This is a genomic window from Halorubrum tibetense, from assembly GCF_055396225.1.
The window spans coordinates 2807536-2832661 of sequence record NZ_AP043742.1 but is presented as its reverse complement, the minus strand read 5'-3'; the positions used below and the strand labels follow the sequence as shown (position 1 = coordinate 2832661).

23 protein-coding genes are annotated in these 25126 nt (G+C 69.6%); 13 read left to right on the top strand and 10 right to left on the bottom strand.

Annotated features, from left to right (window positions below):
• The first annotated feature begins 5 nt into the window (after positions 1-5).
• From lipA to ACZ5TV_RS13990, 5 genes are all read left to right on the top strand, one after another.
• Positions 6-944, top strand: a complete 939-nt coding sequence (gene lipA, locus ACZ5TV_RS14010; protein ID WP_379781769.1) for a lipoyl synthase — start codon at positions 6-8, stop codon at positions 942-944.
• 193 nt (positions 945-1137) lie between these two features.
• Positions 1138-2259 carry a branched-chain amino acid ABC transporter permease gene (locus ACZ5TV_RS14005; RefSeq protein ID WP_379781767.1) on the top strand — a complete coding sequence of 374 codons (1122 nt, stop codon included), beginning with the start codon at positions 1138-1140 and terminating at the stop codon, positions 2257-2259.
• Positions 2260-2324: 65 nt separating this feature from the next.
• The gene (locus tag ACZ5TV_RS14000; protein WP_379781775.1) at positions 2325-3623 is read left to right on the top strand and encodes a branched-chain amino acid ABC transporter permease; all 1299 of its coding nucleotides are present in this window, start codon (positions 2325-2327) and stop codon (positions 3621-3623) included.
• Positions 3616-4566 (top strand): ABC transporter ATP-binding protein, encoded by a 951-nt coding sequence (locus ACZ5TV_RS13995; protein WP_379781765.1) that lies wholly within the window; start codon positions 3616-3618, stop codon positions 4564-4566. The genes ACZ5TV_RS14000 and ACZ5TV_RS13995 overlap by 8 nt, the downstream gene beginning before the upstream one ends.
• 185 nt (positions 4567-4751) lie before the next feature.
• Positions 4752-5450 (top strand): ABC transporter ATP-binding protein, encoded by a 699-nt coding sequence (locus tag ACZ5TV_RS13990; protein WP_379781773.1) that lies wholly within the window; start codon positions 4752-4754, stop codon positions 5448-5450.
• On the opposite strand, the gene ACZ5TV_RS13985 is transcribed toward ACZ5TV_RS13990, so the two are convergent.
• Both ACZ5TV_RS13985 and btuC read right to left on the bottom strand, forming a co-directional pair.
• The gene (locus ACZ5TV_RS13985) at positions 5451-6809 is read right to left on the bottom strand and encodes an ATP-binding cassette domain-containing protein (RefSeq protein WP_464383929.1); all 1359 of its coding nucleotides are present in this window, start codon (positions 6807-6809) and stop codon (positions 5451-5453) included.
• Positions 6806-7975 carry a vitamin B12 ABC transporter permease BtuC gene (btuC, locus tag ACZ5TV_RS13980; RefSeq protein WP_379783108.1) on the bottom strand — a complete coding sequence of 390 codons (1170 nt, stop codon included), beginning with the start codon at positions 7973-7975 and terminating at the stop codon, positions 6806-6808. The genes ACZ5TV_RS13985 and btuC overlap by 4 nt, the downstream gene beginning before the upstream one ends.
• A gap of 62 nt (positions 7976-8037) precedes the next feature.
• Between btuC and ACZ5TV_RS13975 the strand changes: the two genes are divergently transcribed.
• Positions 8038-9138: a PGF-CTERM-anchored ABC transporter substrate-binding protein gene (locus tag ACZ5TV_RS13975; protein WP_379783106.1), complete on the top strand. Its 1101-nt coding sequence runs from the start codon at positions 8038-8040 to the stop codon at positions 9136-9138.
• Positions 9139-9268: 130 nt separating this feature from the next.
• Here ACZ5TV_RS13975 and ACZ5TV_RS13970 read toward each other — a convergent pair whose 3' ends face one another.
• Positions 9269-10462: a pyridoxal-phosphate dependent enzyme gene (locus ACZ5TV_RS13970; protein WP_464383928.1), complete on the bottom strand. Its 1194-nt coding sequence runs from the start codon at positions 10460-10462 to the stop codon at positions 9269-9271.
• Between the two features lie 177 nt (positions 10463-10639).
• Between ACZ5TV_RS13970 and ACZ5TV_RS13965 the strand changes: the two genes are divergently transcribed.
• Positions 10640-11950 carry an FAD-dependent oxidoreductase gene (locus ACZ5TV_RS13965; protein WP_464383927.1) on the top strand — a complete coding sequence of 437 codons (1311 nt, stop codon included), beginning with the start codon at positions 10640-10642 and terminating at the stop codon, positions 11948-11950.
• Positions 11951-12039: 89 nt separating this feature from the next.
• Here ACZ5TV_RS13965 and ACZ5TV_RS13960 read toward each other — a convergent pair whose 3' ends face one another.
• Entirely contained in the window at positions 12040-12255 is a 216-nt protein-coding gene (locus ACZ5TV_RS13960; RefSeq protein WP_379783507.1) for a DUF7120 family protein, read from the bottom strand.
• 189 nt (positions 12256-12444) lie between these two features.
• On the opposite strand from ACZ5TV_RS13960, the gene ACZ5TV_RS13955 reads away from it, so the two are divergent.
• Positions 12445-13116, top strand: coding sequence for a sulfite oxidase-like oxidoreductase (locus tag ACZ5TV_RS13955; RefSeq protein ID WP_379783509.1), 672 nt, complete (start codon positions 12445-12447; stop codon positions 13114-13116).
• A gap of 68 nt (positions 13117-13184) precedes the next feature.
• Positions 13185-14672, top strand: a complete 1488-nt coding sequence (locus tag ACZ5TV_RS13950; protein WP_464383926.1) for an isochorismate synthase — start codon at positions 13185-13187, stop codon at positions 14670-14672.
• On the opposite strand, the gene ACZ5TV_RS13945 is transcribed toward ACZ5TV_RS13950, so the two are convergent.
• Complete coding sequence (locus ACZ5TV_RS13945) at positions 14666-15406, bottom strand: proteasome assembly chaperone family protein (RefSeq protein WP_379782038.1); 741 nt, start codon at positions 15404-15406, stop codon at positions 14666-14668. The two genes, ACZ5TV_RS13950 and ACZ5TV_RS13945, sit on opposite strands and share 7 nt — an antisense overlap.
• Before the next feature lie 112 nt (positions 15407-15518).
• Between ACZ5TV_RS13945 and ACZ5TV_RS13940 the strand changes: the two genes are divergently transcribed.
• Positions 15519-16481 carry an RsmB/NOP family class I SAM-dependent RNA methyltransferase gene (locus ACZ5TV_RS13940; RefSeq protein WP_379782036.1) on the top strand — a complete coding sequence of 321 codons (963 nt, stop codon included), beginning with the start codon at positions 15519-15521 and terminating at the stop codon, positions 16479-16481.
• Positions 16478-17008 carry a DUF7122 family protein gene (locus tag ACZ5TV_RS13935; protein ID WP_379782033.1) on the top strand — a complete coding sequence of 177 codons (531 nt, stop codon included), beginning with the start codon at positions 16478-16480 and terminating at the stop codon, positions 17006-17008. The genes ACZ5TV_RS13940 and ACZ5TV_RS13935 overlap by 4 nt, the downstream gene beginning before the upstream one ends.
• A 67-nt stretch (positions 17009-17075) precedes the next feature.
• On the opposite strand, the gene ACZ5TV_RS13930 is transcribed toward ACZ5TV_RS13935, so the two are convergent.
• Positions 17076-18311 carry a YncE family protein gene (locus ACZ5TV_RS13930; protein WP_379782031.1) on the bottom strand — a complete coding sequence of 412 codons (1236 nt, stop codon included), beginning with the start codon at positions 18309-18311 and terminating at the stop codon, positions 17076-17078.
• Between the two features lie 361 nt (positions 18312-18672).
• On the opposite strand from ACZ5TV_RS13930, the gene ACZ5TV_RS13925 reads away from it, so the two are divergent.
• Positions 18673-19473, top strand: coding sequence for a cohesin domain-containing protein (locus ACZ5TV_RS13925; protein WP_464383925.1), 801 nt, complete (start codon positions 18673-18675; stop codon positions 19471-19473).
• An 8-nt stretch (positions 19474-19481) separates the two neighbouring features.
• On the opposite strand, the gene ACZ5TV_RS13920 is transcribed toward ACZ5TV_RS13925, so the two are convergent.
• A complete protein-coding gene (locus tag ACZ5TV_RS13920; RefSeq protein WP_464383924.1) occupies positions 19482-20987 on the bottom strand; it encodes a DUF790 family protein in 1506 nt (501 codons plus the stop codon).
• Between the two features lie 113 nt (positions 20988-21100).
• Between ACZ5TV_RS13920 and ACZ5TV_RS13915 the strand changes: the two genes are divergently transcribed.
• Positions 21101-22288, top strand: coding sequence for a multicopper oxidase domain-containing protein (locus ACZ5TV_RS13915; RefSeq protein ID WP_379782235.1), 1188 nt, complete (start codon positions 21101-21103; stop codon positions 22286-22288).
• Positions 22289-22355: 67 nt separating this feature from the next.
• On the opposite strand, the gene ACZ5TV_RS13910 is transcribed toward ACZ5TV_RS13915, so the two are convergent.
• The 3 genes from ACZ5TV_RS13910 to ACZ5TV_RS13900 all read right to left on the bottom strand — a co-directional run bounded on the left by ACZ5TV_RS13910 (position 22356) and on the right by ACZ5TV_RS13900 (position 25120).
• Positions 22356-23024 carry a helix-turn-helix domain-containing protein gene (locus ACZ5TV_RS13910; RefSeq protein WP_379782237.1) on the bottom strand — a complete coding sequence of 223 codons (669 nt, stop codon included), beginning with the start codon at positions 23022-23024 and terminating at the stop codon, positions 22356-22358.
• A 107-nt stretch (positions 23025-23131) separates the two neighbouring features.
• The gene (locus ACZ5TV_RS13905) at positions 23132-23599 is read right to left on the bottom strand and encodes a MoaD/ThiS family protein (protein WP_379782239.1); all 468 of its coding nucleotides are present in this window, start codon (positions 23597-23599) and stop codon (positions 23132-23134) included.
• A gap of 162 nt (positions 23600-23761) precedes the next feature.
• On the bottom strand, positions 23762-25120 hold the full coding sequence (locus tag ACZ5TV_RS13900) for a DEAD/DEAH box helicase family protein (protein ID WP_379782241.1): 1359 nt from the start codon (positions 25118-25120) through the stop codon (positions 23762-23764).
• Between the last annotated feature and the right edge of the window lie 6 nt (positions 25121-25126).

Here is a 25126-nt window from a genome sequence, read left to right as displayed (position 1 = left end):
AGCGTATGCAACGCGGCCGTCGGAAACCGGACTGGCTGAAATCCCGCCCACCGTCCGGGAGCCGGTTCACCGAGATCACGGAGACGCTCCGCGACCGCGACCTCCACACCGTCTGTGAGGAGGCGAACTGCCCGAACATGGGCGAATGCTGGTCCGGCCGCGACGGCCCGGGCACGGCGACGTTCATGCTCATGGGCGACCGCTGCTCGCGCGGCTGTAACTTCTGTGACGTCGAGACTGGCGGGATGGACCCGCTGGATACCGACGAACCCGCCAACGTCGCCGACGCGGTCGCGGAGATCGGTCTCGACTACGTCGTGCTCACGTCCGTCGACCGCGACGACCTCGCGGACGGCGGCTCCGCACATTTCGCCGAGACGATCCGCGAGATCAAACGACGCGACCCCGGGATCCTCGTCGAGACGCTGATCCCCGACTTCGCGGGCGACCCCGAGGCAGTCCGCCGGATCGTCGACGCGGGACCGGACGTGATCGCGCACAACGTCGAGACGGTGGAGCGCCTCCAGTGGCCCGTTCGGGACCGGCGGGCGACGTACGAACAGTCGCTCGCGGTGCTCGATCAGGTGGACCGCGAGAGCGACATCCATACGAAGACGAGCCTCATGCTCGGCGTCGGCGAGTACGACCACGAGGTGCACCGGACGCTCGGTGACCTCCGCGAGGTCGGCGTCGACGTGGTAACGTTCGGCCAGTACCTCCAGCCGTCGCGCTCGCATCTCGACGTGTTCGAGTACGTCCACCCCGACGTCTTCGAGACGTGGCGAGAGGTGGCCGAGACGGAGTTCGACTTCCTCTACTGCGCCTCGGGGCCGATGGTTCGGTCCTCCTACAAGGCCGGCGAGCTGTTCGTCGAGGCCCTCTTGCGTGAGGGCCGGTCGGCGGAGGCGGCCCGCCGACACGCCCGAGCTGCCGGCGGGGACTGACGGCCCCGAAACCGGGGGTCGGAATCGTCGTCGAACACGTCAGGCGGGACCGAACACTCCCAACGGAACTGACACGTCAGCCAGGATGTCGGTTCAAGAACACGTAGGGGGCCCGGAACGCCGGATCGAGCGTTGTCACAACAGCGAGTTATTTACCCATCGATGCCCGACGACGGGTAAGTGACACGTACACATGGCAACGACTGAACGGACTCTCACGGATTCGATACGAGCGCGGCCGGGGCTCGCCCTCGTCGCGCTGTTCGGGATCCTCCTGCTCGTCGACCTCGCGGCCAAGCTCGCCGGGATCACCGTCGGCCCGCTCGGTGGCTCCGTCTCCACGGGCCGGCTCGGCTCGAACCTGTGGAACGGGGTCGTGATCGGGCTGGTGATCGGCCTCGCGGGAGTCGGACTCTCGATGACGTACAGCATCCTCTCGTTCGCGAACTTCTCACACGGCGACCTCGTCAGCACGGGCGCGTTCACCGGCTGGGGGGTCGCCTTCCTGATCGCCGCGTTCGGCGAGGCACCGATACGAGCGCTCCTGACCGTCCGCGGGGCCGGAAGCGTCTCCCCCGGTGAGATCGGCGCGCACGTCCTCTCGACGCCGATCGCGATCCTCGTCGGGCTCGTGGCCGCCTTCGCCATCACGGCGCTCGTCGCGCTCGCGCTGGACCGGGCGTTCTACAAGCCCATGCGCGACCGGAGCGGGATCTCGCTGCTCATCGCCTCCATCGGGGCCGCGCTCGTCGTGCGATACCTGATACAGTTCGTCTACGGGTCGAGTCGGCGGGGCGTGACCGCAAGCGTCGACGCTTCCAACTTGGCGATCCCGACGCTCGGGCTCTCCATCAACGCCCACCAGCTGACGCTCGTCGTGGCCGCGGTCGGGCTGATGCTCGCCATGCATTTCATGTTACAGCACACTAAACTCGGCACCGCGATGCGGGCGATGGCCGACAACAAGGACCTCGCGCTCGTCACCGGGATCCCGGCCGAGCGCGTCGTGACCGCGACCTGGATCATCGGCGGTGGGCTCGCCGGGGCGTCCGGGTACCTCTACGTCCTGTTGCGGGGAACCATCCAGTTCGACTTCGGCTGGCTGCTCCTCCTCCTGATCTTCGCCGCCGTGATCCTCGGCGGGATCGGCTCGGTGTACGGCGCGATCGCCGGGGGTCTCGTCATCGGGATCGTGTTCACGACCTCGACCATCTGGATCCCCTCCGACTTCAACGAGGCGGCCGCGTTCGCCGTTATGATCCTCGTGTTGCTGTTCAAACCGGAGGGGATCTTCGGAGGTGTTTCGACGGCATGACGCGCCGGCCACGCACCGACGGGGGAAGCGAACCCGAAGACGGTCGCGACGAGGGGGACGCCGAGATGGCGTCCGAGGACGAGGGCGTCTATCGCGTCGTGATGGACGCCGCCCAGCGAAGCGACCTCGGACTGGTGTTGATCACGCTGGCGGTCGTGTACGCGGCCGCGACGCTGCTCACGATCACGGACGGGTTGAACAGCGTCGCCGGGCTGTTGCGGACGCTCACGTTCCTCGGCTTCGTCTACGCGCTCACCGCGCTCGCGTTGAACCTCCAGTGGGGGTACGCGGGGCTGTTCAACATCGGCGTCGCCGGCTTCATGGCCGTCGGCGTGTACACTATGGGGATCGTCGTCCGGTCCCCGGAACCGGCGTTCGGCCCGCCGGGGTTCGGCCTCCCGCTCCCGATCGGGATCATCGCGGGGGTGGCGATGGCGGCGATCGTCGGGCTGATCGCTGCGCTACCGGCGCTCCGGCTCCGCGCCGACTACCTCGCGATCGTCACGCTCGGGTTCTCGGAGATCATCCGGCTGACGCTCCAGTCGAGCGCGTTCGACACGTTCCTCAGGGAGTCGATCGGCGTGGGAACCGGCGGCGGTCGCGGCATGGGGATGCCGAGCAACCCCGTCCGCGATCTGTTCCTGGTCGACGGTCGCGCCGGCGACCCCACGGCTCTCGGCTCGGCCGTGTTCGGCGTCCTCGGCGACGGCGGAGTGGGGATCTCACACACGATCCTCATCGGCTGGGCGTACGTGTTCGTGCTCGGCGGCTTCCTCGTCGGGTTCTACGTCCTCTTGGAGCGTCTGGGCCGGTCGCCGTTCGGACGGACGCTGAAGGCGATCCGTGAGGACGAGCTCGTCGCCGACTCGCTCGGCAAGAACGTCGACCTGATCAAGATCAAGACGTTCGCCATCGGCTGTGCGCTGATGGGGCTCGCCGGGATCCTCTGGTTCGGCAGTCAGGGGAACGTCTCGCCGACCCCGCAGTTCATGCCGCTTCTAACGTTCTACGTCTTCGTCGCCGTTATCATCGGTGGTGCGGGCTCGAACACCGGGGCGGTGCTCGGCGGGATCGTGTTCGCGACGGTGCTGTTCGAGGGGCCGCGCCGGGTCGGGTCGACGATCCGGGGCACTATCGACGCGCCGACCCCGCCGTCGTTCGCCGACGCGGTCGCCTCGCTCGACCCGATCGCGTTCCTCGCGTTCGCGACGGACAACATCGCGCCGCTCCAGTTCGTCTTCCTCGGGTTAGTGTTGATCTTCATCATGCACCGAAGGCCGGACGGACTGCTTGGCCACCGGATGGAGTCGGCAGCGGCGGTCGATCCCGCTCACCGCCCCACGGGAGGTGATGACGATGAGTGAGCCGAACGGGACGGGCGATGAGACCGACGCCCACGACGCGAACACCGCGCGGGACATCCCCGATGCGGACGATACCTCCGACGCGGACGACACCCCGGACGCGATCGACGCGACGGCCGAGACGGCGTATCCCGACGACAGTCAGACGGAGGCGGACGCCCGGAGCACGCCGCGGTCGCTCCCCCTGCGCGTCGACGGACTCGTAAAGCGGTTCGGCGGGATCACCGCGGTCGACGGCGCCTCCTTCGAGGTGGAGGAGGGGTCGTTGACGGGGCTCATCGGGCCCAACGGGGCCGGAAAATCAACCACGTTCAACTGCATCACCGGCGTCCATCAGCCGACGGGAGGGCACGTCTACTTCCGGAACGAGGAGATCACGGGGATGGAACCGTATCAGATCGCCCGAAAGGGGTTGGTCCGAACGTTCCAGATCGCCCGCGAGTTAGAGGAGATGACGGTGCTCGAGAACCTCATGCTCGCGCCGAAGGGCCAGCGCGGCGAGTCGGCGATACAGTCCGTGACGCCCGGCCTTCGCGGGGCGGTGATCGAGGAAGAAGAGGCGATACGCGAGCGCGCGTGGGAGACGCTGGAGTTCTTCGAGATCGACCACGTCGCCACGGAGTACGCGGGGAACCTGTCCGGCGGCCAGCGCAAACTCCTGGAGATGGCCCGGGCGCTCATGACGGATCCGGAGGTGGTGCTACTGGACGAACCGCTCGCCGGGGTGAACCCGACGCTGGAGGAGAAGCTGCTCGAACGGATCCATCAGCTCCGCGAGGAGGGGTACACGTTCCTCCTCGTGGAACACGACATGGACGTCATCATGAACAACTGTGAACACGTCATCGTCATGCATCAGGGAAGCGTACTGGCCGAAGGGGACCCGGAGGACGTCAGACGGAACGAACGCGTCATCGATGCGTACCTGGGGGAGGACGTATGAGTGACACGGAGCGGTCCGCGGCGGACGCGGACACGACTGGCGAGGACAAGGCCGCAGCGGACGCGGACACGACCGGTGAGGACCAGCCCACGGCGGACGCGGATACGACCAGCGATACCCGCATCGACACCGATGCGAACGCGGTCGGCGGCGCCGGAACCGAGCACACGCTTGTCGGCGACGCGATGCTCCGGCTCCGCGATCTCGACGCGGGCTACGGCGACCTCCAGATCCTCTCGAACGTCGACCTCGACGTCGCCGAAGAGGAGTACGTCACCATCGTCGGGCCGAACGGCGCGGGTAAATCGACCGTGATGAAGACGGTGTTCGGGCTCACGACGTACATGGACGGGTCGGTCGAGTTCGAGGGGACGCCGATCCACGGGCTCGCGCCGGAGTCGATCATCCGGGAAGGGATCGGGTTCGTTCCCCAGAACGACAACGTCTTCCCCGGGTTGAGCGTGCGCGAGAACCTCGAAATGGGGGCGTACATCCTCGACAGCGTGCCGGAAGACCGGATCGAGGCGGTGTACGAGCGGTTCCCGATCCTGCGCGAGCGTGAGTCACAGAAGGCCGGCACGCTCTCCGGCGGTCAGCGGCAGATGGTGGCGATGGGACGGGCGCTGATGCTCGATCCCGACCTGTTGCTGCTCGACGAACCGTCGGCGGGGCTCGCGCCCGACCTCGTCGCCGACATGTTCGACCGGATCGACCGGATCAACGAGGCCGGAACGGCGATACTCATGGTCGAACAGAACGCCAAGGAGGCGCTGCGGCGCTGTGACCGCGGCTACGTCCTCGTGAACGGTGAGAACCGGTACACCGACCGCGGCGAGGTGTTGCTCGGCGACGAGGACGTCCGCCGGGACTTCCTCGGCGGGTGATCACGGCGGGTCCGCGGTCTCACCCGACTCCGTCCGTGTGTCACTCAAGTCCGTGTCGCCCCGGCTCGCGTCCTCCCCGATGGCCGCTCGAACGGCGTCGAGGACGCCGTCGATACCCTCCGCCGTCGTCTCGATGTCGACCCGCTCGACGCGGTCCGCCGCCGAGACGACCGACCGATTCGGCTCCGCGGGTTCACCCACGAGGACGGTGAGGTCGGCCGCGGCGGCCAGCGCCGCCGCCGCTTCGCGGTCCGCGTCCGTAGGTTGCTCGAACGACGGGACCGTCACGATCGGGTTGGAGACGTCCGTGAGGCCGTGTTCGGCGTCGGCCCTGTCGGTGCTCCCGCCACCGGTGGCGTCCGATGTAGCGACCGTGTCGGCGGCGACGGTCGCCGCGGCGTCGCCCTCGGGAACGACCCCGAGCGTGACGGCGTGACCGGCGGCCGCGAGTCGGGCGACCACCCGCGCGGCGAGTCGCCCGCCGCCGACGACGTGGACGCGCGCGGGGTCGGCGTCGTCCTCCGTCCGCGGGAACGCCGTGACGCTGGGGGTCCCGGTGGCTGGGCTCCGACCCACGAACGCGGCGGCGTCGAACGCTTCACTGAGCGTGTCCCGAGTGAGAACGGATTCGGGGGGACCGTCGCCGTGAACGCGGCCGTCGGCGATCAGGACGATCCGGTCGCAGTACCGGGCCGCCATGTCAAGGTCGTGGATCGCCGCGAGGGCGGCCCGGCCCTCGTCGACGAGGGACCGAACGAGTTCGAGCGTCGACACCGCGTGGTTCACGTCGAGGCTCGCGGTGGGTTCGTCCAGCACGACGACGGGCGTCCCCTGTGCGAGCGCCCGCGCGAGGAGGACCCGCTGGCGCTCCCCGCCGGACACCGCTCGGATCGACCGGTCGGCGAAGCGCTCGACGCCCGCGGCCGCCATCGCCTCGTCGACCGCGGCCACGTCGTCCGCATCGTGGCCCGAGAACCGGCCGAGGTGTGGCGTCCGCCCCATCTCGACGACGTGTCGCACGCGGAAGTCGAACGAGAGGCCGGTGTCCTGCGGGACGCTCGCCACCCGTCGCCCCGTCTCGGCCGCCGACAGCGCCGTGACCCGGTCGCCGGCCAGCCGGACCGTGCCGGCGTCGGGATCGAGCGTCCCCTTGATCGCCCGTAGCACCGTCGTCTTGCCCGCGCCGTTCGGCCCGACGAGCCCGACGAGCTCCCCGTGTTCGACAGTCAGGTCGACGTCGCGGACGGCGTCGAGGTCGCCGAAGGAGACCGAGAGGTCGCTGACGTCGACGGGCGGGGGCGCGTCCGTGTCCGATCCCGAGACGCCGGCAGCGACGTCGCCGGGAGCATCGCCGCTCACAGCTCGTGCACCTCGCGTTTCATCAGCAGGTAGATGAAGAAGGGCGCGCCGACCGCGGCGGTGACGACGCCGACCGGGAGCTCCGTCGTACCGTATCGAGCGACGGTGTCGGCCGCGACGAGGAACGCGCCGCCCGAGAGCGCCGCGGTGGGGAGTAACACCCGGTGGTCGGGGCCGACGACCAGTCGGAGCATGTGGGGGACGATCAGGCCGACGAAGCCGATGACGCCCGCGAACGCGACGCCGGCGGCGGTGATGAGCGCGCTGGCGGCCAACAGCAGCCGCTTCGTCCGCTCGACGTCGACCCCCAGGCCGTGTGCTTCCTCCTCCCCCAGGAGGAGGACGTTGAGGTCGCGCGCGTACGCCAAGAGCAGGACGAAAAGCGGCGGGACCACGAGCGCGGTGACCCCCACCTCCGTCCACGTCGCGCCGGAGAGGTGGCCCATCAGCCACGCCACGATCCGCCGGAGCGACTCCCCAGCCTGGAGCTGGAGGTACGAGATAACCGCGCCGAGGAACGTCTGGACGGCGACCCCGGCGAGCAGCAGGGTCGCCACCGGCGTCCGACCGTGGCGGGTCGCGATCGCGTACACCCCGAAGGCGGCCAGCAGCGCGCCGACGAACGCGAACAGGCTCACCCCCGCGCCGTGCGAGAGCCCGAGGTCGACCGCGCCGAGGAGGGGAAGCGTCACCGTCGTCGACAGCGCGAACGGGAAGACGATGAAGGCGACGGCCCCGACCGCCGCGCCGGAAGAGACCCCGATGATCGACGGGTCGGCCATCGGGTTGCGGAAGAACCCCTGCATCACGGTGCCCGCGGCGGCGAGCGCGAACCCGACGAGCGCGGCGAGCAGGATCCGCGGCAGCCTGACCCGGAGGACGATCCGCTGGTGGACATCGGCGATGGGGTACGAGAACGGGGATCGGTAGACGAACGTCGGCCGGGGGATCGTCAGCGATCCGGAGCCCGAGAGGACGCCCGTCCCGCTCGCCCCGCCGGTGCCGAACTCCACGCCAGCGGGGACGACGAGGGCGTTCAGCACCGCCTTGACCACCTCGGTAGGCGGGATCCGGACCGGACCGATACCCGCGCTGACGACGACGACGAGCGCGAGCGCGGCGGCTAGCGCTCCCGACCACGCCGCCGCCCGTCGCCAGATACGCATTCGATATACAACAAAACTTGTAGTAGGTAAATACTTATTGAATGAGTACCGTGCTGAACGCGATGCGACAGCGTTTCACGATCGTGATCGCCCTGCTCGTGACGACCGCCCTCGTGGGCGGCGTCGGGGGTGTGGCGGCGGGTGTACAGCCAACAGTCGACCACGCGGGTGACGCCGGACCGCTACAGGCGGACGACCCGACGGAGCCGGCGACGTGTGAGTTCCCGCTCGAACTGACCGACGCGACGGGAGAGACGGTGACGCTCGAGGAGCCGCCCGAGCGGATCACCACCACGAACCCGTCCGCCGCCCAGACCGTCTGGGAGCTCGGCGAGCGGGACCGCGTCGTCGGCGTGACGCGGTTCGCGCTCTACCTCGACGGGGCCGACGAGAAGGAGGACGTCTCGGGTGACTTCGGCGCGGATGTCGAACGCGTGGTCGGGACGGAGCCGGATCTGGTGTTGTCGCCGAACGCCTCGGCCGCGAGCGTCGAGCCGCTGCGTGAGGCCGGCCTAACGGTGTATCACTTCCCCGAGGCGACGTCAGTCGACGACATCGCCGACAAGACGACGACGATCGGCCAGCTCATCGACGCGTGTGCGGCCGCCGCCGACACGAACGAGGAGATGTACGACGCGGTCGAGGAGACCACGGACCGAACCGCAGACCTCGACCGACCCGCCGCGCTGTACCCGCTCGGTGACGGGTTCGTCGCGGCGAACAACACGTTCATCGACGAGATCATGCGGATCGGCGGGACCGACAACGTCGCCGCCGCGGAGGGCGACGGGTTCCCGCAGCTGTCCGACGAGGTCGTTCTCGAAACCGACCCCGAACTGGTCCTCGTGACCGATCCGGACGCGGCGATCCTCGACGAAGAGCCGTACGCGAGCACGACCGCCGGGATCGAGCGGAACTACGTGGTGATGGACGTGAACTACCTGAACCAGCCCGCGCCGCGCAGCGTCATCGAGTCGACTAGTACGCTCGCCGACGCGGTCGAGGAGCTACAGCCCACGACGGAGGAGGGCACGGACGACGCGGCTGATGACGACGCGATCGACGACGACGAGACGGGCGTCGAAGTGCCCGGCTTCGGCGTCGTTCCCGCGCTCGTGGCGGCGCTCGCGGCTGCACTGCTCGCGACGCGCCGTCGGGACTGATCGGTACCCGCGGCAGTTCGTTATATCCACCGTCGCGTCGGTCGAACGACGCGGCCGTTCGGATCCGAACGACGACGGAAGGGAAGGTGTCCGCGAGCCGCGAAACGCGCGGCCATTTCGGTTGAATCCGTTATATACCCTGGCCCATCAGGTGGCTGCGGAGCACGTCGGGCGTTTTCAGTCCGGCGTCGCTGTTGAGGAGGACGACCGTCTCGTCGCCGTCGAAGAACCCGTCCTCGGCGAGCGCCCACGCACCCGCGGGAGCGGCACCGCCCGTCGCGCCCACCTCGATGACCTCGTTCTGTGCGACCGCGACCGCGCTCGCGAGGATGTCGTCGTCGTCGACGGCCACCGCGTCGCCGCCGCTCTCCGTGACCGCCTCGACCGCGGCCGCGCCACCGGCGGGGTCGGGGATCTCCAGCTCGCCGCAGATCGTGTCCGGCGTCGACCACGGCTCCGGCTCGTCGCGCCCGCGGTCGACCGCGGCCACGACCGGAGCACAGCCGCTCGGCTGGGCCGCGACGAGCCGTGGGACCGACTCGATCGCCCCGATCCGCGTCAGCTCGACGAACCCTTTATAAACACCCGCGAGCACCTCGCCGGTGCCCGTCGGGACGACGACGACGTCGGGCGGCGTTTCGAGGTCGCCGACGAGCTCGAAGGCGACGGTTTTGATCCCCTCGTGTCGGTACGGCGTCGCGAACTCGTTCAGGTCGGTGTACTCAGTTGCCAGCTGCTCGTCGACGGCCGCCGCCGCGTCGGGGAACCGCCCGCCGACGACGCGCATGTCGCCCCCGTGGACGTTCGTCATCGCCTTGTTCGAGAACGCACACCGGGAGGGGACGAACGCGTACGACCGGAGGTCCGCCCGACCGGCGTACGCCGCCATGGACTGCCCGGCGTTGCCGGGGCTCGCGCAGGCGAGCGGCTCCACGTCGGCTCCCGTCGCCGCGACCCCCGCGACCGCCGTCATCGCGACGGACATCCCGCGGTCGATGACGGTGCCGGTCGGGTTCCGTCCCTCGTCTTTGACGTACACCGCGTCGACGCCGAGCTCCTCGGCCAGTCGCTCGGTCGGGACGAGCGGGGTCGACCCCTCGCTGGCGGAGCGCGCGTGCGACGCCGGGAACGGGAGGAGCGCGTCGAACCGCCAGTGACCGTCGCGAGAGCCCGACGCGAACAGGTCCGCGGGGTCGACCGCGTCGTAGTCGTAGGTCGGTTCGACGCGACCGACCTCGTCGGGGATCCCCGTCGGGTCCGCCGTCTCGTGAACCCGCCCTGACGAGCGACTCTCCAGCCCGCGGAACGCCTCCGTCGTCTCCATACCCGTCGTTGTGGCGCGCGCGACTAATCGCTTCCTTTCGCGGTGGCGGCGGACGTGCGAGGTTCGGGGACCACCGCCGGACCGGGACGACCGCGACGACGGGCGCGACGGTGTCGGCCGGAGCGCCCGGACCGTGTCCCGCCGCCGCTTATAAGTGGCCGGCCCGAACGACCGCGTATGGACGCAGACGCGATCGTCGTCGGCGGCGGGCTCTCCGGGCTCGTCTCGGCGACCCGGCTGGCGGCGGACGGCGCGGACGTGACCCTCCTTGAGCGGCGACCCGACCTCGGCGGCCGGGTCCGAACCCGCGAGGTGGACGGGTTCACGCTCGACCGCGGCTTTCAGGTGTTGTTCACGAGCTATCCCGCCGTCCGCCGCGAGCTGGACGTCGACGCCTTGGACCTCCGGGCGTTCTCGCCGGGCGCGACGATCTGCCGGCCGGGCTCGCGGGCGGTCCTGTCGGACCCGCTGCGGGAGCCGACCGCGGCGATCGAGTCCGCACTCAACCACGAGGTGTCGTTCTCGGACAAGCTCCGAACGCTCGCGTTGCGGTACGACCTCTCGAAACGGGGGGAACGCGAGTTCTTTTCCGGGCCCGACCGGTCGATCCGGGAGTACCTGACCGACTGGGGGTTCTCCGAGGAGTACATCGAGTACTTCGTCGAGCCCTTCTACGGCGGGATCACTCTCGACCGGTCGCTGTCGACCTCGAAACACGTCTTCGAGTACACGTTCCGCGCGATGGGCCGCGGGTCGATCGCGGTCCCGGCCGAGGGGATGGCCGCGATCGCGGACCAGCTCGCGACGCGGGCGCGGACGGCCGGCGTCGAGGTTCGGACCGGCGCGGACGTGGAGTCGGTCGACGTGGGATCCGGCGGCCGGTTCCGGCTCGGGTCGGGTGGCCCCGCCGACGGCGCGCGCGTCGAGCTGCTGGGCGGCGAGACGCTCGACGCAAGCGTCGTCGTGGTCGCGACCACACCGCCGGAGGCGCGGAAGCTGACGGGCGTCGAAACGGTCCCGTCCGACGGCGTCCCGAACGTCACCGCGTGGTACACGCTTCCGGCTGGGGTCGAGTTCGGGACGGGCAAGCGGATCCTGCTCAACGCGGCCGACGACGCGCCGAACGCGGTCGTCCCGATGAGCGAGGTCGCATCCGAGTACGCCTCCGCGGACCGCGCCCTGCTCGGTGCGACGTTCCTCGGCGAGGACGCTCTCGACCGCGACGACGACGCGCTCCGCGAGGACGTTCGCGACGCGCTGACGGCGTGGTACCCCGAGCGGGGGTTCGAGGGGATCGAGACGGTCGCGGTCGACCGGATCCCGTTCGCCCAGTTCGCGCAGCCGCCGGGCGTTCACGCGGGACTTCCCGACCCGGACGACCCGGACGGGCCGGTGGTTCTCGCCGGGGAGTACACCGAGTGGTCGGCGATCCAAGGGGCGATGGAGGGCGGGCAGCGGGCGGCGGCGGCCGCGGCGGAGTATTTATAAGCGGTACCGAGGCAGGAACGGGGCGGGACAGCGGAAACAAACGAAACGGGGATCGACCGGAGTCGGATTCTCGACGTGAACGGGTGTACTTAAAAGACGTACTCGTCTTCGTGACCCATCATCCCCTCGTCCTCGAACCCGCCGGAGTCGTCCTCGTCCATCGGTCCGCTCGTTTTGAACGCCTTGATACCCGTCGACAGCAGCTCCTCGATCGCCTCCTCGCGGTTGAGGAACTCGCCCTGCTCTACCATCTGCGTGATCTGCATCTCCAGGTGCTCCGGGACGGTTATCTCCACTCGTGGCATTTGCTGTTCAGGTCTAATGGGATAGAGTATATAAATGTAGCGTCGGAGATGTGTGTATCTCGAATAGATCCTACTAATACTGAAAATCGAGTTTTCGATATACGATTCACAGTTACTGTTTTGTGGATCTCCCCTGGTCCGCGACCCCGAGAGCGGTACCACTACCTTGCTCCGGCTGCTACGGGAGGTATGACCGACACCGGAGCCGACGGGGCGACGGCCGAGACGGAGGCGGCCGATGGCGAACCGACCGGCGACGCGAGCGCTGTTATCGAGGACCTCACCGATATCTACACGTCGTACGGCGGGGAGCGAGTTCCGCCGGGCCAACGGGAGACGGACCGGTTCCCGGTGCTCTCGAAGAGCGGAACGCCCTCGTGGGACCCGGAGGCGGACCGGTTCGAGGTCTGGGGTGCCGTCGAGACGCCTCTGACGCTCTCGCTCGCGGCGCTCCGCGAGCTCCCCGCGGCGACGCAGCGACAGGACTTCCACTGCGTGACGGGGTGGAGCAAGCTCGACTGTGTGTTCACCGGCGTCGAGTTCGCGGAGATCGTCGACCGGGCGGGCGTCCACGACGACGCCGAACACGTCCTCTTTCACGCGCTCGACGGGTACACGACGAACCTCCCGCTCGCGGAGTGTACGCGCGACGGCGTGTTGTTCGCGTACGGCTACGACGGCGACGACCTCCCCGCGGATCACGGCGGGCCGGTCCGCGTCGTCACCCCGCACAAGTACGCGTATAAGGGGGCGAAGTGGGTCTCAGGTGTCGAGTTCCTGACCGAGCGCGAGCTCGGCTACTGGGAGAAGCGGGGGTACAGCGACACCGCGAACCCGTGGAACGAGGAGCGGTACAGCTGATCGCGGAATCGCTGCCACGACCGCCGGAGTTGACACCCTTAATAGCCCCCGGGCCCGATCCCTTTTCAATGAAACCGGCGCGATCGGCGTCGTCCGCGACGCTCGTCAGTCGTACGACGGCGGTCGAGGAACCGTCGTTTGCGGCGGCGTTCGAGACCCTCCCGTCCCCGCGAACGACGTGGAGTGCGCCGGACGACGCCCTCGTGATCGGCGGCGGCGCGGCGGCGACGCTCACCGCGAGTGGCCCCGACCGGTTCGCGGCGATCCGGACGGCGAGCGAGGAGCTGTTCTCGGCGGGCGACGTCCACGCCGGGACGGAGGCGGCCCGTCCCCGCGTCTTCGGCGGGTTCGCCTTCCACGAGGGGGCGTGTGCGGGCGACCCGTGGTCGCCGTTTCCCGAAGCCCGGTTCGTGTTGCCCCGCGTCCAGCTCACGCTCGCCGACAACGGGGCGTGGCTCACGGTGACCGATGTGGGGGCGGACGCGTCGCCAGACGCGGTCGAAACGCGACTCGAGCGCGAGGTCGATAGGCTCGCCGCGCTCGGCGAGGGGGACGAGGACGCCCACGGAGACCCCCGCCGACCGCCCCGCCCCGGGATCAGCCGACAGCGGCGGACAACGAGCCGGGAGGCGTGGCACGAGAGCGTCTCGGCAGCGGTCGAACGCATCCGCGGCGGTGAGCTGCGGAAAGTGGTGTTGGCGCAGGCGCTGGAGGCCGACCTCGCGGCCGACTTCCCCCGGGCGGCGACGGTCGAACGGCTGGCGGAGAAGTACCCCGACTGCCACCGCTACTGTTTCGAGCCCGACGACGGCGAGAGCGTCTTTTTCGGTGCGACCCCGGAGCGACTGGTCTCCCTGCGCGGACGGACCGTCGAGACGGACGCGCTTGCGGGGACGACCGGCCGCGGCGAGACCCCGGCGGAAGACGAGTGGCTAGCCGAGGAGCTGCTGGCGGACGAGAAGAACGTCCACGAGCACACGCTCGTCGCGGAGACGGTCCGCGAGCAGCTGGAGCCGTACGCGGCGTCGATCTCCGCGGGGGAACGTCGGGTGCGGCGGCTCGCGACGGTTCAACACCTCCACACGCCGATCACCGCCGAACTGGACGCCGATCGCCACGTGATCGAACTCGTCGAGGCGCTTCACCCGACGCCCGCGGTCGGCGGGCTTCCCCCGACGCAGGCGCTGGAGACGATCCACGAGACGGAGCCGTTCGACCGCGGTTGGTACGCGGCCCCAGTCGGGTGGATCGACGCCGCGGGTAACGGCGCGTTCGCGGTCGCGATCCGCTCGGCGGTGGCGAGTCGACGACGTGCAACGCTGTTCGCCGGCGTCGGGGTCGTCGCCGACTCCGACCCGGACCGGGAGTGGGACGAGATCCAGCTCAAGTACCGACCGATCCTCGACGAGTTGGAGGACGGCGGGGAACGCCGAGAGGAGCGGAGCAGTAGGGACGGCGGGGAACGTCGAGAGGAGCGGAGCAGTAGGGACGGCGAGGCAGGTGGAGCCGGCGACGCCGGCGACAGCGACCCGAGCGAGGGTCGCGGGAGCTACTGATACATCTTCAGCGGCTCGGCCTGCGTGCTCTCCTCGGTCGCCTGCCGCATCCGCTCGGCGAGCTGCTGTTTGGCGTCTCGTATCTCCGTCGCCTGATCGACGAGCCCGTCGGTCGGCGTCTCCGTCCCGGCGATCGGGTCGATCCCGTCCACGATCAGCGTCCGGGACGCCTCGGGGTCGGGGAACTGCGGGTCGGATTCGACGATCAGGCCGACCCCGTCGCGGCCACGTTCGAGTGCGTCCGAGAGCATCGCCCCCGTCGGGCCCGAGATGAGCCCCGATTCCGGCGGGTCCTCGACATCGGCGTCGGCGAGCCGCGACCCACCGTCGCCGACCGTGACGCCGTACAGCGCAGGAGGCGACGTCTCCCGCTCGCTCGGTCGCCCGGAGAGGAACACCGGGAACGTCCCCGTCTCGTCGAACCAGTCCGAGAGACAGTCGGCGAACGTCGCGGCCGCAGACGGGTTCACCGGAACGTCGCTCTGGAGGACGACCAGTCCGGCGTCGGGTGCGGCGTACAGCCGGACCGGCGTGGTCACGCCGGTCGCACCCTCCCGATAGACGGCGACCTCCGGCAGCCCCTCGCAGTGGACGTTCGCGTAGTGGCGCATCTCGTGGACGTCCACGAGGTGGTCGGCCGCGATCTTCCCGACGAGCCCGACCCCGGGGAACCCCTCTACAAGCACCGGTCGGTCGAGCTCTATCGCGTCGTCGACGATGGAGATCTGCGCCATGCCGTCGAGTACGGTAGGGGGGATGTTAAGCCTCTGGCGGCCGCGGCGGGGATCGACGGTCGGCCGACCGGCGTCCGAAACCGTCTAATCGGGGCAGGCGGTACGGACGGGTATGAACCCGCTTGAGCGGTATGAACCGCTCGTGGACGACGTCGAGGCGTTCCGGGCGGCCTGTGATCGGCCGCTCCCGTCCGTCGTCCGCACGAACACGCTCGCCGCGACGCCCGCACGCGTCCGTGAGGCGTTCGCGGACGCGGGCGTCACCTACGAGCCGGTAGACTGGCACGACGGCCTCTTCCGACTCCCCGACGGGAACCCCGGCGGCAACTGGCCCCACGTCCACGGCTGGACCCACGGCCAAGAGGAGGTGTCGGTACTCCCGGGACTCGCGCTCGACGCGCGGCCCGGCGACCGGGTGTGGGACGCGTGTGCGGCCCCCGGGAGCAAAACCACCCAGATCGCCGACGACATGGACGACACGGGAACGCTCGTCGCCAACGACAACAACCTGGGCCGGCTCTCCGCGCTCCGACACAACGCGGAGCGGCTCGGGGTGACGAACGCCGTCGTCACGAACCAGGACGCTCGAAACTTCTCCCTGAAACCCCTCGCGTTCGACGAGTTCGACCGCGCGCTTGTCGACGCCCCCTGCTCGTGTGAGGGCACGTGCCGGAAGAACCCCGACGTGCTCGACCAGTGGACGTACGAGCACGTCGAGGCCGTCGCCGGGATCCAGAAGGGAGTCCTGACGCGGGCCGTCCAGGCGACTCGGCCGGGCGGCACCGTCGTCTACTCCACCTGCACGTTCGCGCCTGAGGAGAACGAGGCGGTCCTCGATCACGTCCTCGACGCGACGGACTGCGAGCTCGTCGCGTTCGATCTCCCCCTGGAGACCGTTTCCGGGGTCACGGAGTGGGACGGCGAGACGTACGACGAGTCGGTCACGCGCGCCCACCGGGTGTACCCGCACCACAACGACACCGGCGGGTTCTTCTGTGCGAAGCTGCGCGTCGGCGGCGAGACCGAGGCCGAGCCGGCGGCGTCCGACCCCGCCGAGGGCGAGGTGGGCGCATGAGCGACGACGCACCCACCAACGACGGCCAGCGCTTCGATCGGCTTCCGGAGAGGCCGGCGGACCGCGAGGTCGAGGGGCGCGCGAGCCGCGAGGAGGTGCTCGACTGGTGGGACGACCGGTTCGGGATCGGGCGTGACGTGCTCGGCGAGTACACGTTCTGGGAGAAGGGCGCGGGGAAAGTGTGGGTGTTCAACGGCGAGGCGACGGACCCCAGTCGGGTGGAGGCGATCGGGATGACGTTCCTCCGGACGCGACAGGAACACTGGAAGCCGACGACGCGCGCGGTCCAGCGGTTCGGCGAGCACGCCACGCGTAACGTCGTCGAGCTCGGCCCCGAGGCGGCCACCCGGTTCGTCGCGGGCGAGGACCAGGACCTCGCCGAGTGGGACGGCGACTGGGGGTATCTGATAGTCGCCCACCGGATCGCGGGCGAACGGGCGCCGATCGGGGTCGGACTGTACCTCTACGACGAGCTGCGGTCGGTAGTGCCGAAGGGGAGTCGCGCGGAGCTGTCGCCCGTCGAGTGAGGCGTCGCCCGGTTGCCGGGTTGGCCGCCGGGCGGGCCACAGGATGGACCGCTTTCCGGAGACCGGCTCAGTACGGGGGCGAGGTGAACCCGTCGGCGTCGCCGGTCGGCCGGACGCCGATCCCGTGGAAGTCGCTGTCGGGGTTGTCGCCGTCGGGCTGGACCATCTCCACGCGCTCGCGCGACTCGATGTCGAACACCGCGTAGCCGGGATTGATCCCGGTGGCGGCGTGCGGGTCGCCCGAGAGCGGGTTCGGGCCGCGCGTCGTCACGAACATGTACTCCCCGTCGGGGGAGGCCCACATGATGTCGGGCGCGTCGGACTCGGTGGGGTCGTCCGACTGCTCGGGGCCGAAGGCGTCGATCTCCTCGATCACTTCGTCCGTCTCGGGGTCGATGATCAGCCCGTCGTTCGTCTCGCGGTTGAGCACCCACAGCTCCTCGCCGTCCGGCGTGAACCAGAACCCGTGCGCGTCGACTCCCTGCGTCGACTCGACGGTAGTCACCTCGTCTTCGGCGGTGTCGTACACGTAGAAGTCGCCGACGCCGTCGGCCGCGAGCGGGTCCTCGTCCGGGTCGGCGTCCGGGTCCGAGGGGAGCCCCGCGGTGAGGTAGAACTTCTCCTCGGTCGGGTGTGGCACCGTCCCGCAGTTCGTCGGGATCTCCTCGCCGGCGTACGCGCGGTCGACGGAGAAGTCGTCGTGGTCGACGACTACGAGCGCGGCGTCGTAGTAGCTCGGGCCGACCGTGTGCAGCGACCGACCGTCCTGGGCGTACTGGTGACAGATCGGCGACCCGTCCTCGATCCCCGCGTCGAGCACCGTCTCGTTCGCACGGAGGTCGATCGCGTCCACCTGTTCGAACTCCTCGTTCTCCAGGTCGGCGTCGACGCGGACGATCTCCTCCTCGCCGATAACGTCGACGTGGATGAACTCGTCGTCCGGCGAGAAGCCGGCGAAGTGCGAGCCAGCGCCGGTCTCGAGGTTCGCCACGAGCTCGCGGTCCTCGGTGCGGTAGACGAGCGTCCGCGCGCCCGCCGTACACGCCACCGCCGCGTACTCGTAGTCGGAGGTGTAATCCACCATGTGCGGCACCTCGCCGCCCTCCGCGCCGGTGTCGATCTCGTCGACCGCCTCGAAGCCGCCGTCGCCGTCCGGCTCGTGGATGTATATCGTGTTCGTCCCCTGGTCCGCACCCCAGATCTCGTAGCTGCCGTCGACCGCCTCGTCCGCACAGCCCGCCAGGCCCGCCAGGCTCGCGCCCGCGGCCCCCGCAAGGAACGTCCGCCGTGTCGTCTGATCCATAGTGTATCCAGCTCCGGGTGGGGAAACTAAACGGTGTCGGTAGTGGCATCGAGATGCCGAGGTAGAGGCTCCGTAGTTCCGCTATTCGGCAGAATAGCGTTGTCACAGGTACGTGCATATATTACCCATAACGCGGACGCTGCTCGACACCCGTTCGACCGGGGATCGACCGGCTTCAACGTCGATCTCGGCCGACCGACGGATCCGACCGCGTCACCGCTCACGGTAGCGGGGGTACCCACGGACAGCCTCTTTTCCGTTCCGCCGTAGTGTCCGATATGCCTGTCTCGTGCCGTGCCACCCGGTCGTCACGTGGGTACGCGTTCCCGAGCGAACTCCTCCTCGAGGTGACGGCCCCGGAATGACGCCGCGGACCACGAGGCGTCACCGGGCCGCCGGACGACTGGCGGCGTTCGTCCTCGTCGTCGGTGTCGTCCTGGCGGCCGGACTGACCGCACCCATTGGCCCCGCGTTCGCCGGCGATAATCCCGGGCTCCTCGGGTTCGATCCGGACGAGGCCGACGCGGACCGCGGCGAGACCGTCGAGGTGAACGTGTGGTTCCGCGCCATGGGTGGCTACGACGACGACGGCGTCGTCGCCTACGAGTACACGGTCGCGTACGACCCCGACGTGTTGACCGCCGTCGATGTCGAACCGGGACCCTGGCTGGAACGCGGCGAGGAGACGAGCGTGCGCCACGGAACGGCCATCGACGAAGCGAACGGAACGGTGACCGTCGCGGCGGAGCGCGACCCGCCGGCGGGCGGCGTCGGCGACACCGCGGCCGACCGGACCCCGACGGCGACGATCACGTTCGAGGTGCCCGACGACGCGCCCGCGGCGGACGCGGTGATCGGGATCGCCGACGCCGAGGCCCAGCTGCTCCAGTACCCGCTTCCGGTGTTGACGACCCGCGAAGCCGTCATCGAGGTGGCCGGCGGCGGCGAGGAGCGGCTCCCGATCGCGGACGAGGACGGCGGCGACGGCGAGGGTGCTGACGTGACCCTCTCGGAGGGGACCGCGGACGACGCCGAGGGAGACGACACCGAAGGAGACGGCGACGGGGAGGACCCCAGCGTCCTTACGGTCGGAGGGATCCTCGCGCTCGGCGTCGCCGCGCTCGGCGTGCTCGTTGTCGGGCTGGTTCGACGGATCCGCTGACCCGCCACTTATGAATCCGTCTCCTGAAGCGTCCCTCCACCGAGCCCCTCCCACTCGACGCGGTACCCGAGCCGGGAGAGGGCGGCGCTCGTCTCGCCGATCCCGTACTCGTCGAGGACCGCCTCGGCGGCGGCGAGCGTCATACCGGAGTCGAGCTCGTCGGCGACCGTCTCCAACACCGCGGGACGGACCAGCGTCCGCCCCACGCGCTCGTGGGCGGGGAACCGCGCCCCGTCGAGCGCCTCGACGCCCGTCCCGTACCCCTCGGCGACGGCTTCGAGGGTCACCACGTCGTCGTCGGGGACGATCTCGGCCGGGAGCGCCGCTGCCGCTTCCGCGACGAACTCGGACTCGTACTCGCGTAACACGTCGACGACGCGCTTCACCCTGACCCGGCCGGCGTACGTGACGACTCGGTGGTCGCGGGCGGCGATCTCCTCGCCGACACCGAGACTCTCGTCGACCGCGACGAGGAGGTCGACGTCCTCCACGTCCGCGAGCTGGCCGAGCTTCTTCTCGACGTACTCGGGCGTCCAGAACCCCATCACCTCGAAGTAGAGCCGGAAGTCGGCGTGGTCGTAATCGAACGCGAAGTCGGGGATCATCACCCGCGTGCCGGTTTCGAGCGGCTCCGGCTCGCGAACGAGCGTCCAGTCGAGGTCGAGCGCGCGGAACCGTCCGGCGAAGTCGGCCTCGACGCCGCTGTCGAAGTCGGGCTCCGCCACGGGGTCGACCCCGGGGACGCTCACGTCGCGCTCGGAGAGCGTCATCGTCCGCTCCGTTCCTCGGTCGTCGATCGTCGCCTCCAGCCGCCACTCGGCCGTCTTCGCGACGGTACGGAGGAGCCGCGCGAACGCGGTGCCGTACCGCCGCGTCCGGCGAAACAGCCGATCCGGCCCGGTGACGACCAGCTCGCGGCCGTCGTCGGTCCGTCGGAGCTCGTACAATAGCCCGAGGCGTTTGACGGCGCTCACGAGCGCCTTGGGATCGGCGGAGCGGACCCGGACCTCGGTCGCGTCGAACAGCGCAGTCTGGGCGAGCGAGAGGTTGTACTGGTCGAGCAGCGTGTCGGGGCCCCACCGCACGTCCGCGTCTACGAGCACCTGTCGCGTGTCGCGGTCGGCGTAGAGGTCGTCGTCGATCACTTCGGAGTCGACACCCAACCCGTCCGCGGCCCGTTCGATCGCCCGGTCGCGTGTCGATTCGCTCGCCACGCCGACCGCTTCGGCCGCCTCGAACGCGGCCCGCCGGACGCGCGGTGGCGGGACCGTCGCGCGCGTCTCGAAGGTACACTCGCGCTCGACGAGCGCGGCCAGCCCACGGACGAGCTTGAAGTCGTCGGCGTCGGCCTCGATCCCGTCAAGCGCTTCGGAGAGCACCGCGCGGGGTTCTCCGACCGACGCCTCGAACGCGCCGAGCACGCGCGCGGCGAGCGGGCGGTGCTCGCGGTCGACGAACTCGGGGCGGTACCCGCCGCCGGCTCTCGACACGCGGAGGAGGTCCTTGCGTAACACGGTCGTCGGTTGACGGCGAGCACTGATAAAGAGTCGAACCGGTACGGGCGGATTCCCGGCCGCCGAGAGCGCGGGACTGCGTTAACTCCCCCGAGCGAGGACGTCGAACCGTAATGACTGGCCTGCACGCGTTCGGTCGACGAACCGCTTCGAGACGGGCGTTCCTTTCGACGGCTGCCGCGGTCGGTGCCGCCGGCCTCGCCGGCTGTGCCGGCGCGCCGTCTCAGGGTGTCGAAGCGGAGGAACCGACCGAGGAGACGGTAACGGCCCAGCCGGAGCAGTGGTCCGGGAGCGACTCGACAGCGGTCGAGACGGAGTACCCGTATACCGCGCCGCCGACGACCGTCGACCTCGACGAGCGCGACGGCGCGGTGACGCTCTCGACCCGGGCGTGTCGCCATCAGCTGCTCGGCGAGGACGCGCGGGGCGGCCCGTGGGAGCTCCCCGAAGTCTGGGGCTGGGAGACGGCCGAGACGGAGCCGAGCGTTCCCGGCCCGGTGCTCAGAGTGACCGAGGGAACGGAGATGGAGCTCACCTACGACAACACGCGGCACAACCGGGCACACACGTTCCACGTCCACGCGCTCCGGAAGAGCTGGATGGACGACGGTGCCCCGACCACGACCGGGAAACAGGTCGGCCCGGGGGAGGAACACACGTACGAGATCACCGCCAACGTCCCCGGTACCCACCTCTACCACTGTCACTTCCAGACGCAGAACCACCTCGATCTGGGGATGTACGGGATCCTCCGGGTGGACCCCGTCGACTACGAGCCGCCGGACAAGGAGTTCTTCCTGACGGTGAAAGACTGGGACACCCGACTCTCGGCGTCGACGGCCGGCGGCGACGTCTCCTTCTCGCATCGGGACCGAAACCCCGACGCGTTCACGGTGAACGGGCGTTCCGCGCCGTACAGCCTCCACCCGGAGGAGGGGTCGCCGATGATAGTCGAGCAGGGGGACCGCGTGCGGATCCACCTGACGAACAACGGGTACGAGACCCACTCGATGCACACGCACAATCATCGCTTCGAGGTCGTCGAGAAGGACGGCGGGGTGATCCCCGAGTCCGCCCGCTACGCCGAGGACGTGGTGCCGATAGCGCCCGCGGAGCGGAAGACGATCGAGTTTACCGCCGACGCCGACCCGGGGATCTACGCGCTCCACTGTCACAAGGTGAACCACGTGATGAACGGCGACACCTACCCGGGCGGGATGCTCACCGGACTCGTGTACGAGGACGCCCTCGACACGGAACAGTTCGAGGCGCTGATGGACCTCGCCGGATACGAGGGCTGATCCCGTTCGACCGGAACGTGATCGATGTGCGGCAATCAGCGGCCCCCCACAACCCGGAACCGCGGCGTCAGCGGTCCATCAGCTCCCGCTTCAACTCGCCGCTCACCGTCGGAAGGTCGCCGATGAACTCCCGCACGACCGTCCGTTCGATCCGCTGGAGGGTCTCGCTACACGTCGACTTCGCGATCCCAGCCTCGGCCGCGAGTTGGGTCTGCGTACACCCCCGAGGCACGTCGTAGTAGCCACACTCGACGGCCGTCACGAGGAGGTCGAGCTGGTTCTCCGTGAGGAGCCGGCTCGGGTTTACGCGCTGACGAACGAACTCGACGTCGTACTCGAGTCCCATCGCACGGAGCTGGTCGCCGAACGCCGACAGCCGATCGTGTGCGCCGGTGGCGTCGAGCGTGGCGACACCGTCGCTGATCTCGACCGGCATCTCGATCGGTATCCCGGCCTCCCGTGCGGCGGCGAGAAGTAGGGGGGCCGACGCCTCGATCTGAACGGTGGCGTCCGACGCCTCGCGGACCATCACGGAACACTCAACAAGCCCGGTGTGGTCGTCCATCGCAGCGAGCACTTCGTCGACCGGTCGGCCGGTGATCCGGACGAGGGCGAACCCGGCGTTCTCGCCGGGGGTCGCGGACAACACGCGGAACACCGCGTCGGGGAACGCGCGTGAGACGTCCGCGATCCACGGGCCGTCGGGTAGGTCGACGAGGAGACGGATGCGTGCCATATGTGGGCCGACCGACTGAACGCCGGCCGAACGGCGAACCCTGTGTCCTGTCTCGTAATAAGCGTGTCCGACCCGCGGCACGCGGCGGGCCGGTTCGACGGCCCCGCTCAACAACAGAACATGAACGGATAGACGAGCGCGACCCTGTCGCCGTCCTCGAGGACCGTGTCGAACCCGCGTTCGTTCTCGTTGAACCGACCGTTCACTAGGATCCGGGCGTACGCGACGGTCTGCTCGCCGACCGGGTTTTTGCGCCAGGTCCCGGGGAGCTCCTCCGGCGTCGGGGCCCACCCGCTGTGGGTCGACTCCGCTTCCGTCTCGGCGATCAGGAGCTCCTGGAGCTCGGGGTACTCCTCGAACAGCTCGTCGAGGAACGCCCGGAGCGTGTGGCCCCCGAACGCGTACTCGAACTCGTAGGTGCCGTCGAGCTCGCGGCGCACGTGGCCAGTACATCTGACGGTGAGGGTCGTCTCGGCCGGCTCGGATGCCGTCGTGTTCCCCGTATCGGATGTCGCCGCGTCCGCGGAATCGGCGGCAGTCCCGTCAGTCGTGCGCTCCTCGGTCTTCGTGGGCATGTTCCGGCGTACGGCAGGGGACGGCGTAAGCGGCGACCCGAACGTGTTCGCATACGACGCCCCTGTCGACTCACACGTCCGCTACCGCCGACTCACACGTCCGCTACCGCCGACTCACGCGTCTCTCCGCCGACGACCGTCAGATCCGGGTCCGGAGACGGCTCACCGCCGCCGACCGGCGACCCGCTCCTCGGCCGTCTCGGCGCTGACGAGCTCGTACAGCATCGCGCGTCCGCCGTCCGCCTTCGGGCGGAGCACCCGGCCGAGCCGTTGGGTGAACTCCCGCTCGCTTCCCGAGCCGGAGAGCACCACGGCGACGTTGGCGTCGGGGACGTCTACCCCCTCGTCGAGGACGTTGGCGGCGACTACCCGGGAGTAAGTCCCGTCGCGGAACCGTTCGAGGACCTCGCGGCGCTCCGCCGCGCCCGTCTCCGCGGTGATCGCCGGGATCAGGAACCGCTCCGAGATCCGATAGACGAGGTCGGTGTGGGCGGTGAACACGATGACGCGGTCCTCGCGGTGCCGGTGAAGCAGGTCCGCGAGCCGGTCGAGCTTCCGTTCGGCGTTCATCATGATCTCACGGGCCGCCGACTTCGCGAGCAGCGCCTCTCGGGCGCGGGGATCGTTCCCGGAGCGCAACACCAGCTTGCGGTAGTCCTCGCCGCTGGTGAAGGTGATCCCCGACTCGCGGAGGTACTCGACGAAGACGCCCTGTTTCGCCTCGTATCGCTCCCGTTCGGCCGGAGTCAGCTCCACCTCGATCCGACGGACGTCGTATGGGGCGAGATGCTCGCCAGCGAGGTCGTCCACGTCGAGCGAGTAGACGCGCTCGCCGACGAGCTCGGCGATCGTCTCGTGGGCACCATCGGGCCGCTCGAACGTCGCTGTGAGGCCGAGCCGGGCGGGGGCGGCGAGCAGCCGGGCGATATCCCGATAGCCCTCTCCGCCGAGGTGGTGAACCTCGTCGAAGACCACGAGCTCGAAGGCGTCACCAACGGCCTCGGCTTTCAGATACGCCGAGTCGTACGTCGACACCGTGATCGCCTCCTGGCGCTGCTCGCCGCCGCCGAACCGGCCGATCGGCACGTCGAACTCGGTCGCCAGCTCGCGTTCCCACTGGTCGAGGAGGTCGACCGTGGGGACGACGACCAGCGTTGGAACGCCGAGCTCGACGATGGCCCGGATCGCGATCACCGTCTTCCCGGCCCCCGTCGGCAGTTCGAGCACCCCCCGGTCGTCAGCGGATCGCCACGCGGCGAGCGCGTCCGCCTGGTACTCGCGGAGGTCGTAGTCGGTGGTGAGACCGAGCCCCTCGCGATCGCCGTCGAACACCCGGTCCTCGACGTGGACCCCGGCGACCGAGAGCGCGCGACGGATCGCCGCGTATCGGTACGCGGGGGCCCGGGCGATCCCGGAGCGGGGATCCGCCTCGACGCCGGGAAGCGGCGGGAGCCGACCCGCGTCGTCCCCGTCGGCGTCCACGCGGATCGTTCCGTTCTCGTAGCCGAGCCGGACCGTCATCGGTCG

Coding starts and splice junctions, on each gene's coding strand:
- ACZ5TV_RS13960 (WP_379783507.1), bottom strand. CDS start 12,255: ATGCCACGAGTGGAGATAACCGTCCCGGAGCACCTGGAGATGCAGATC.
- ACZ5TV_RS13945 (WP_379782038.1), bottom strand. CDS start 15,406: ATGGCGCAGATCTCCATCGTCGACGACGCGATAGAGCTCGACCGACCG.
- lipA (WP_379781769.1), top strand. CDS start 6: ATGCAACGCGGCCGTCGGAAACCGGACTGGCTGAAATCCCGCCCACCG.
- ACZ5TV_RS13910 (WP_379782237.1), bottom strand. CDS start 23,024: ATGGCACGCATCCGTCTCCTCGTCGACCTACCCGACGGCCCGTGGATC.
- ACZ5TV_RS13995 (WP_379781765.1), top strand. CDS start 3,616: ATGAGTGAGCCGAACGGGACGGGCGATGAGACCGACGCCCACGACGCG.
- ACZ5TV_RS13940 (WP_379782036.1), top strand. CDS start 15,519: ATGAACCCGCTTGAGCGGTATGAACCGCTCGTGGACGACGTCGAGGCG.
- ACZ5TV_RS13905 (WP_379782239.1), bottom strand. CDS start 23,599: ATGCCCACGAAGACCGAGGAGCGCACGACTGACGGGACTGCCGCCGAT.
- btuC (WP_379783108.1), bottom strand. CDS start 7,975: ATGCGTATCTGGCGACGGGCGGCGGCGTGGTCGGGAGCGCTAGCCGCC.
- ACZ5TV_RS13965 (WP_464383927.1), top strand. CDS start 10,640: ATGGACGCAGACGCGATCGTCGTCGGCGGCGGGCTCTCCGGGCTCGTC.
- ACZ5TV_RS13930 (WP_379782031.1), bottom strand. CDS start 18,311: ATGGATCAGACGACACGGCGGACGTTCCTTGCGGGGGCCGCGGGCGCG.
- ACZ5TV_RS13955 (WP_379783509.1), top strand. CDS start 12,445: ATGACCGACACCGGAGCCGACGGGGCGACGGCCGAGACGGAGGCGGCC.
- ACZ5TV_RS13990 (WP_379781773.1), top strand. CDS start 4,752: ATGCTCCGGCTCCGCGATCTCGACGCGGGCTACGGCGACCTCCAGATC.
- ACZ5TV_RS13970 (WP_464383928.1), bottom strand. CDS start 10,462: ATGGAGACGACGGAGGCGTTCCGCGGGCTGGAGAGTCGCTCGTCAGGG.
- ACZ5TV_RS13950 (WP_464383926.1), top strand. CDS start 13,185: ATGAAACCGGCGCGATCGGCGTCGTCCGCGACGCTCGTCAGTCGTACG.
- ACZ5TV_RS14000 (WP_379781775.1), top strand. CDS start 2,325: ATGGCGTCCGAGGACGAGGGCGTCTATCGCGTCGTGATGGACGCCGCC.
- ACZ5TV_RS13900 (WP_379782241.1), bottom strand. CDS start 25,120: ATGACGGTCCGGCTCGGCTACGAGAACGGAACGATCCGCGTGGACGCC.
- ACZ5TV_RS13935 (WP_379782033.1), top strand. CDS start 16,478: ATGAGCGACGACGCACCCACCAACGACGGCCAGCGCTTCGATCGGCTT.
- ACZ5TV_RS14005 (WP_379781767.1), top strand. CDS start 1,138: ATGGCAACGACTGAACGGACTCTCACGGATTCGATACGAGCGCGGCCG.
- ACZ5TV_RS13925 (WP_464383925.1), top strand. CDS start 18,673: ATGACGCCGCGGACCACGAGGCGTCACCGGGCCGCCGGACGACTGGCG.
- ACZ5TV_RS13915 (WP_379782235.1), top strand. CDS start 21,101: ATGACTGGCCTGCACGCGTTCGGTCGACGAACCGCTTCGAGACGGGCG.
- ACZ5TV_RS13975 (WP_379783106.1), top strand. CDS start 8,038: ATGCGACAGCGTTTCACGATCGTGATCGCCCTGCTCGTGACGACCGCC.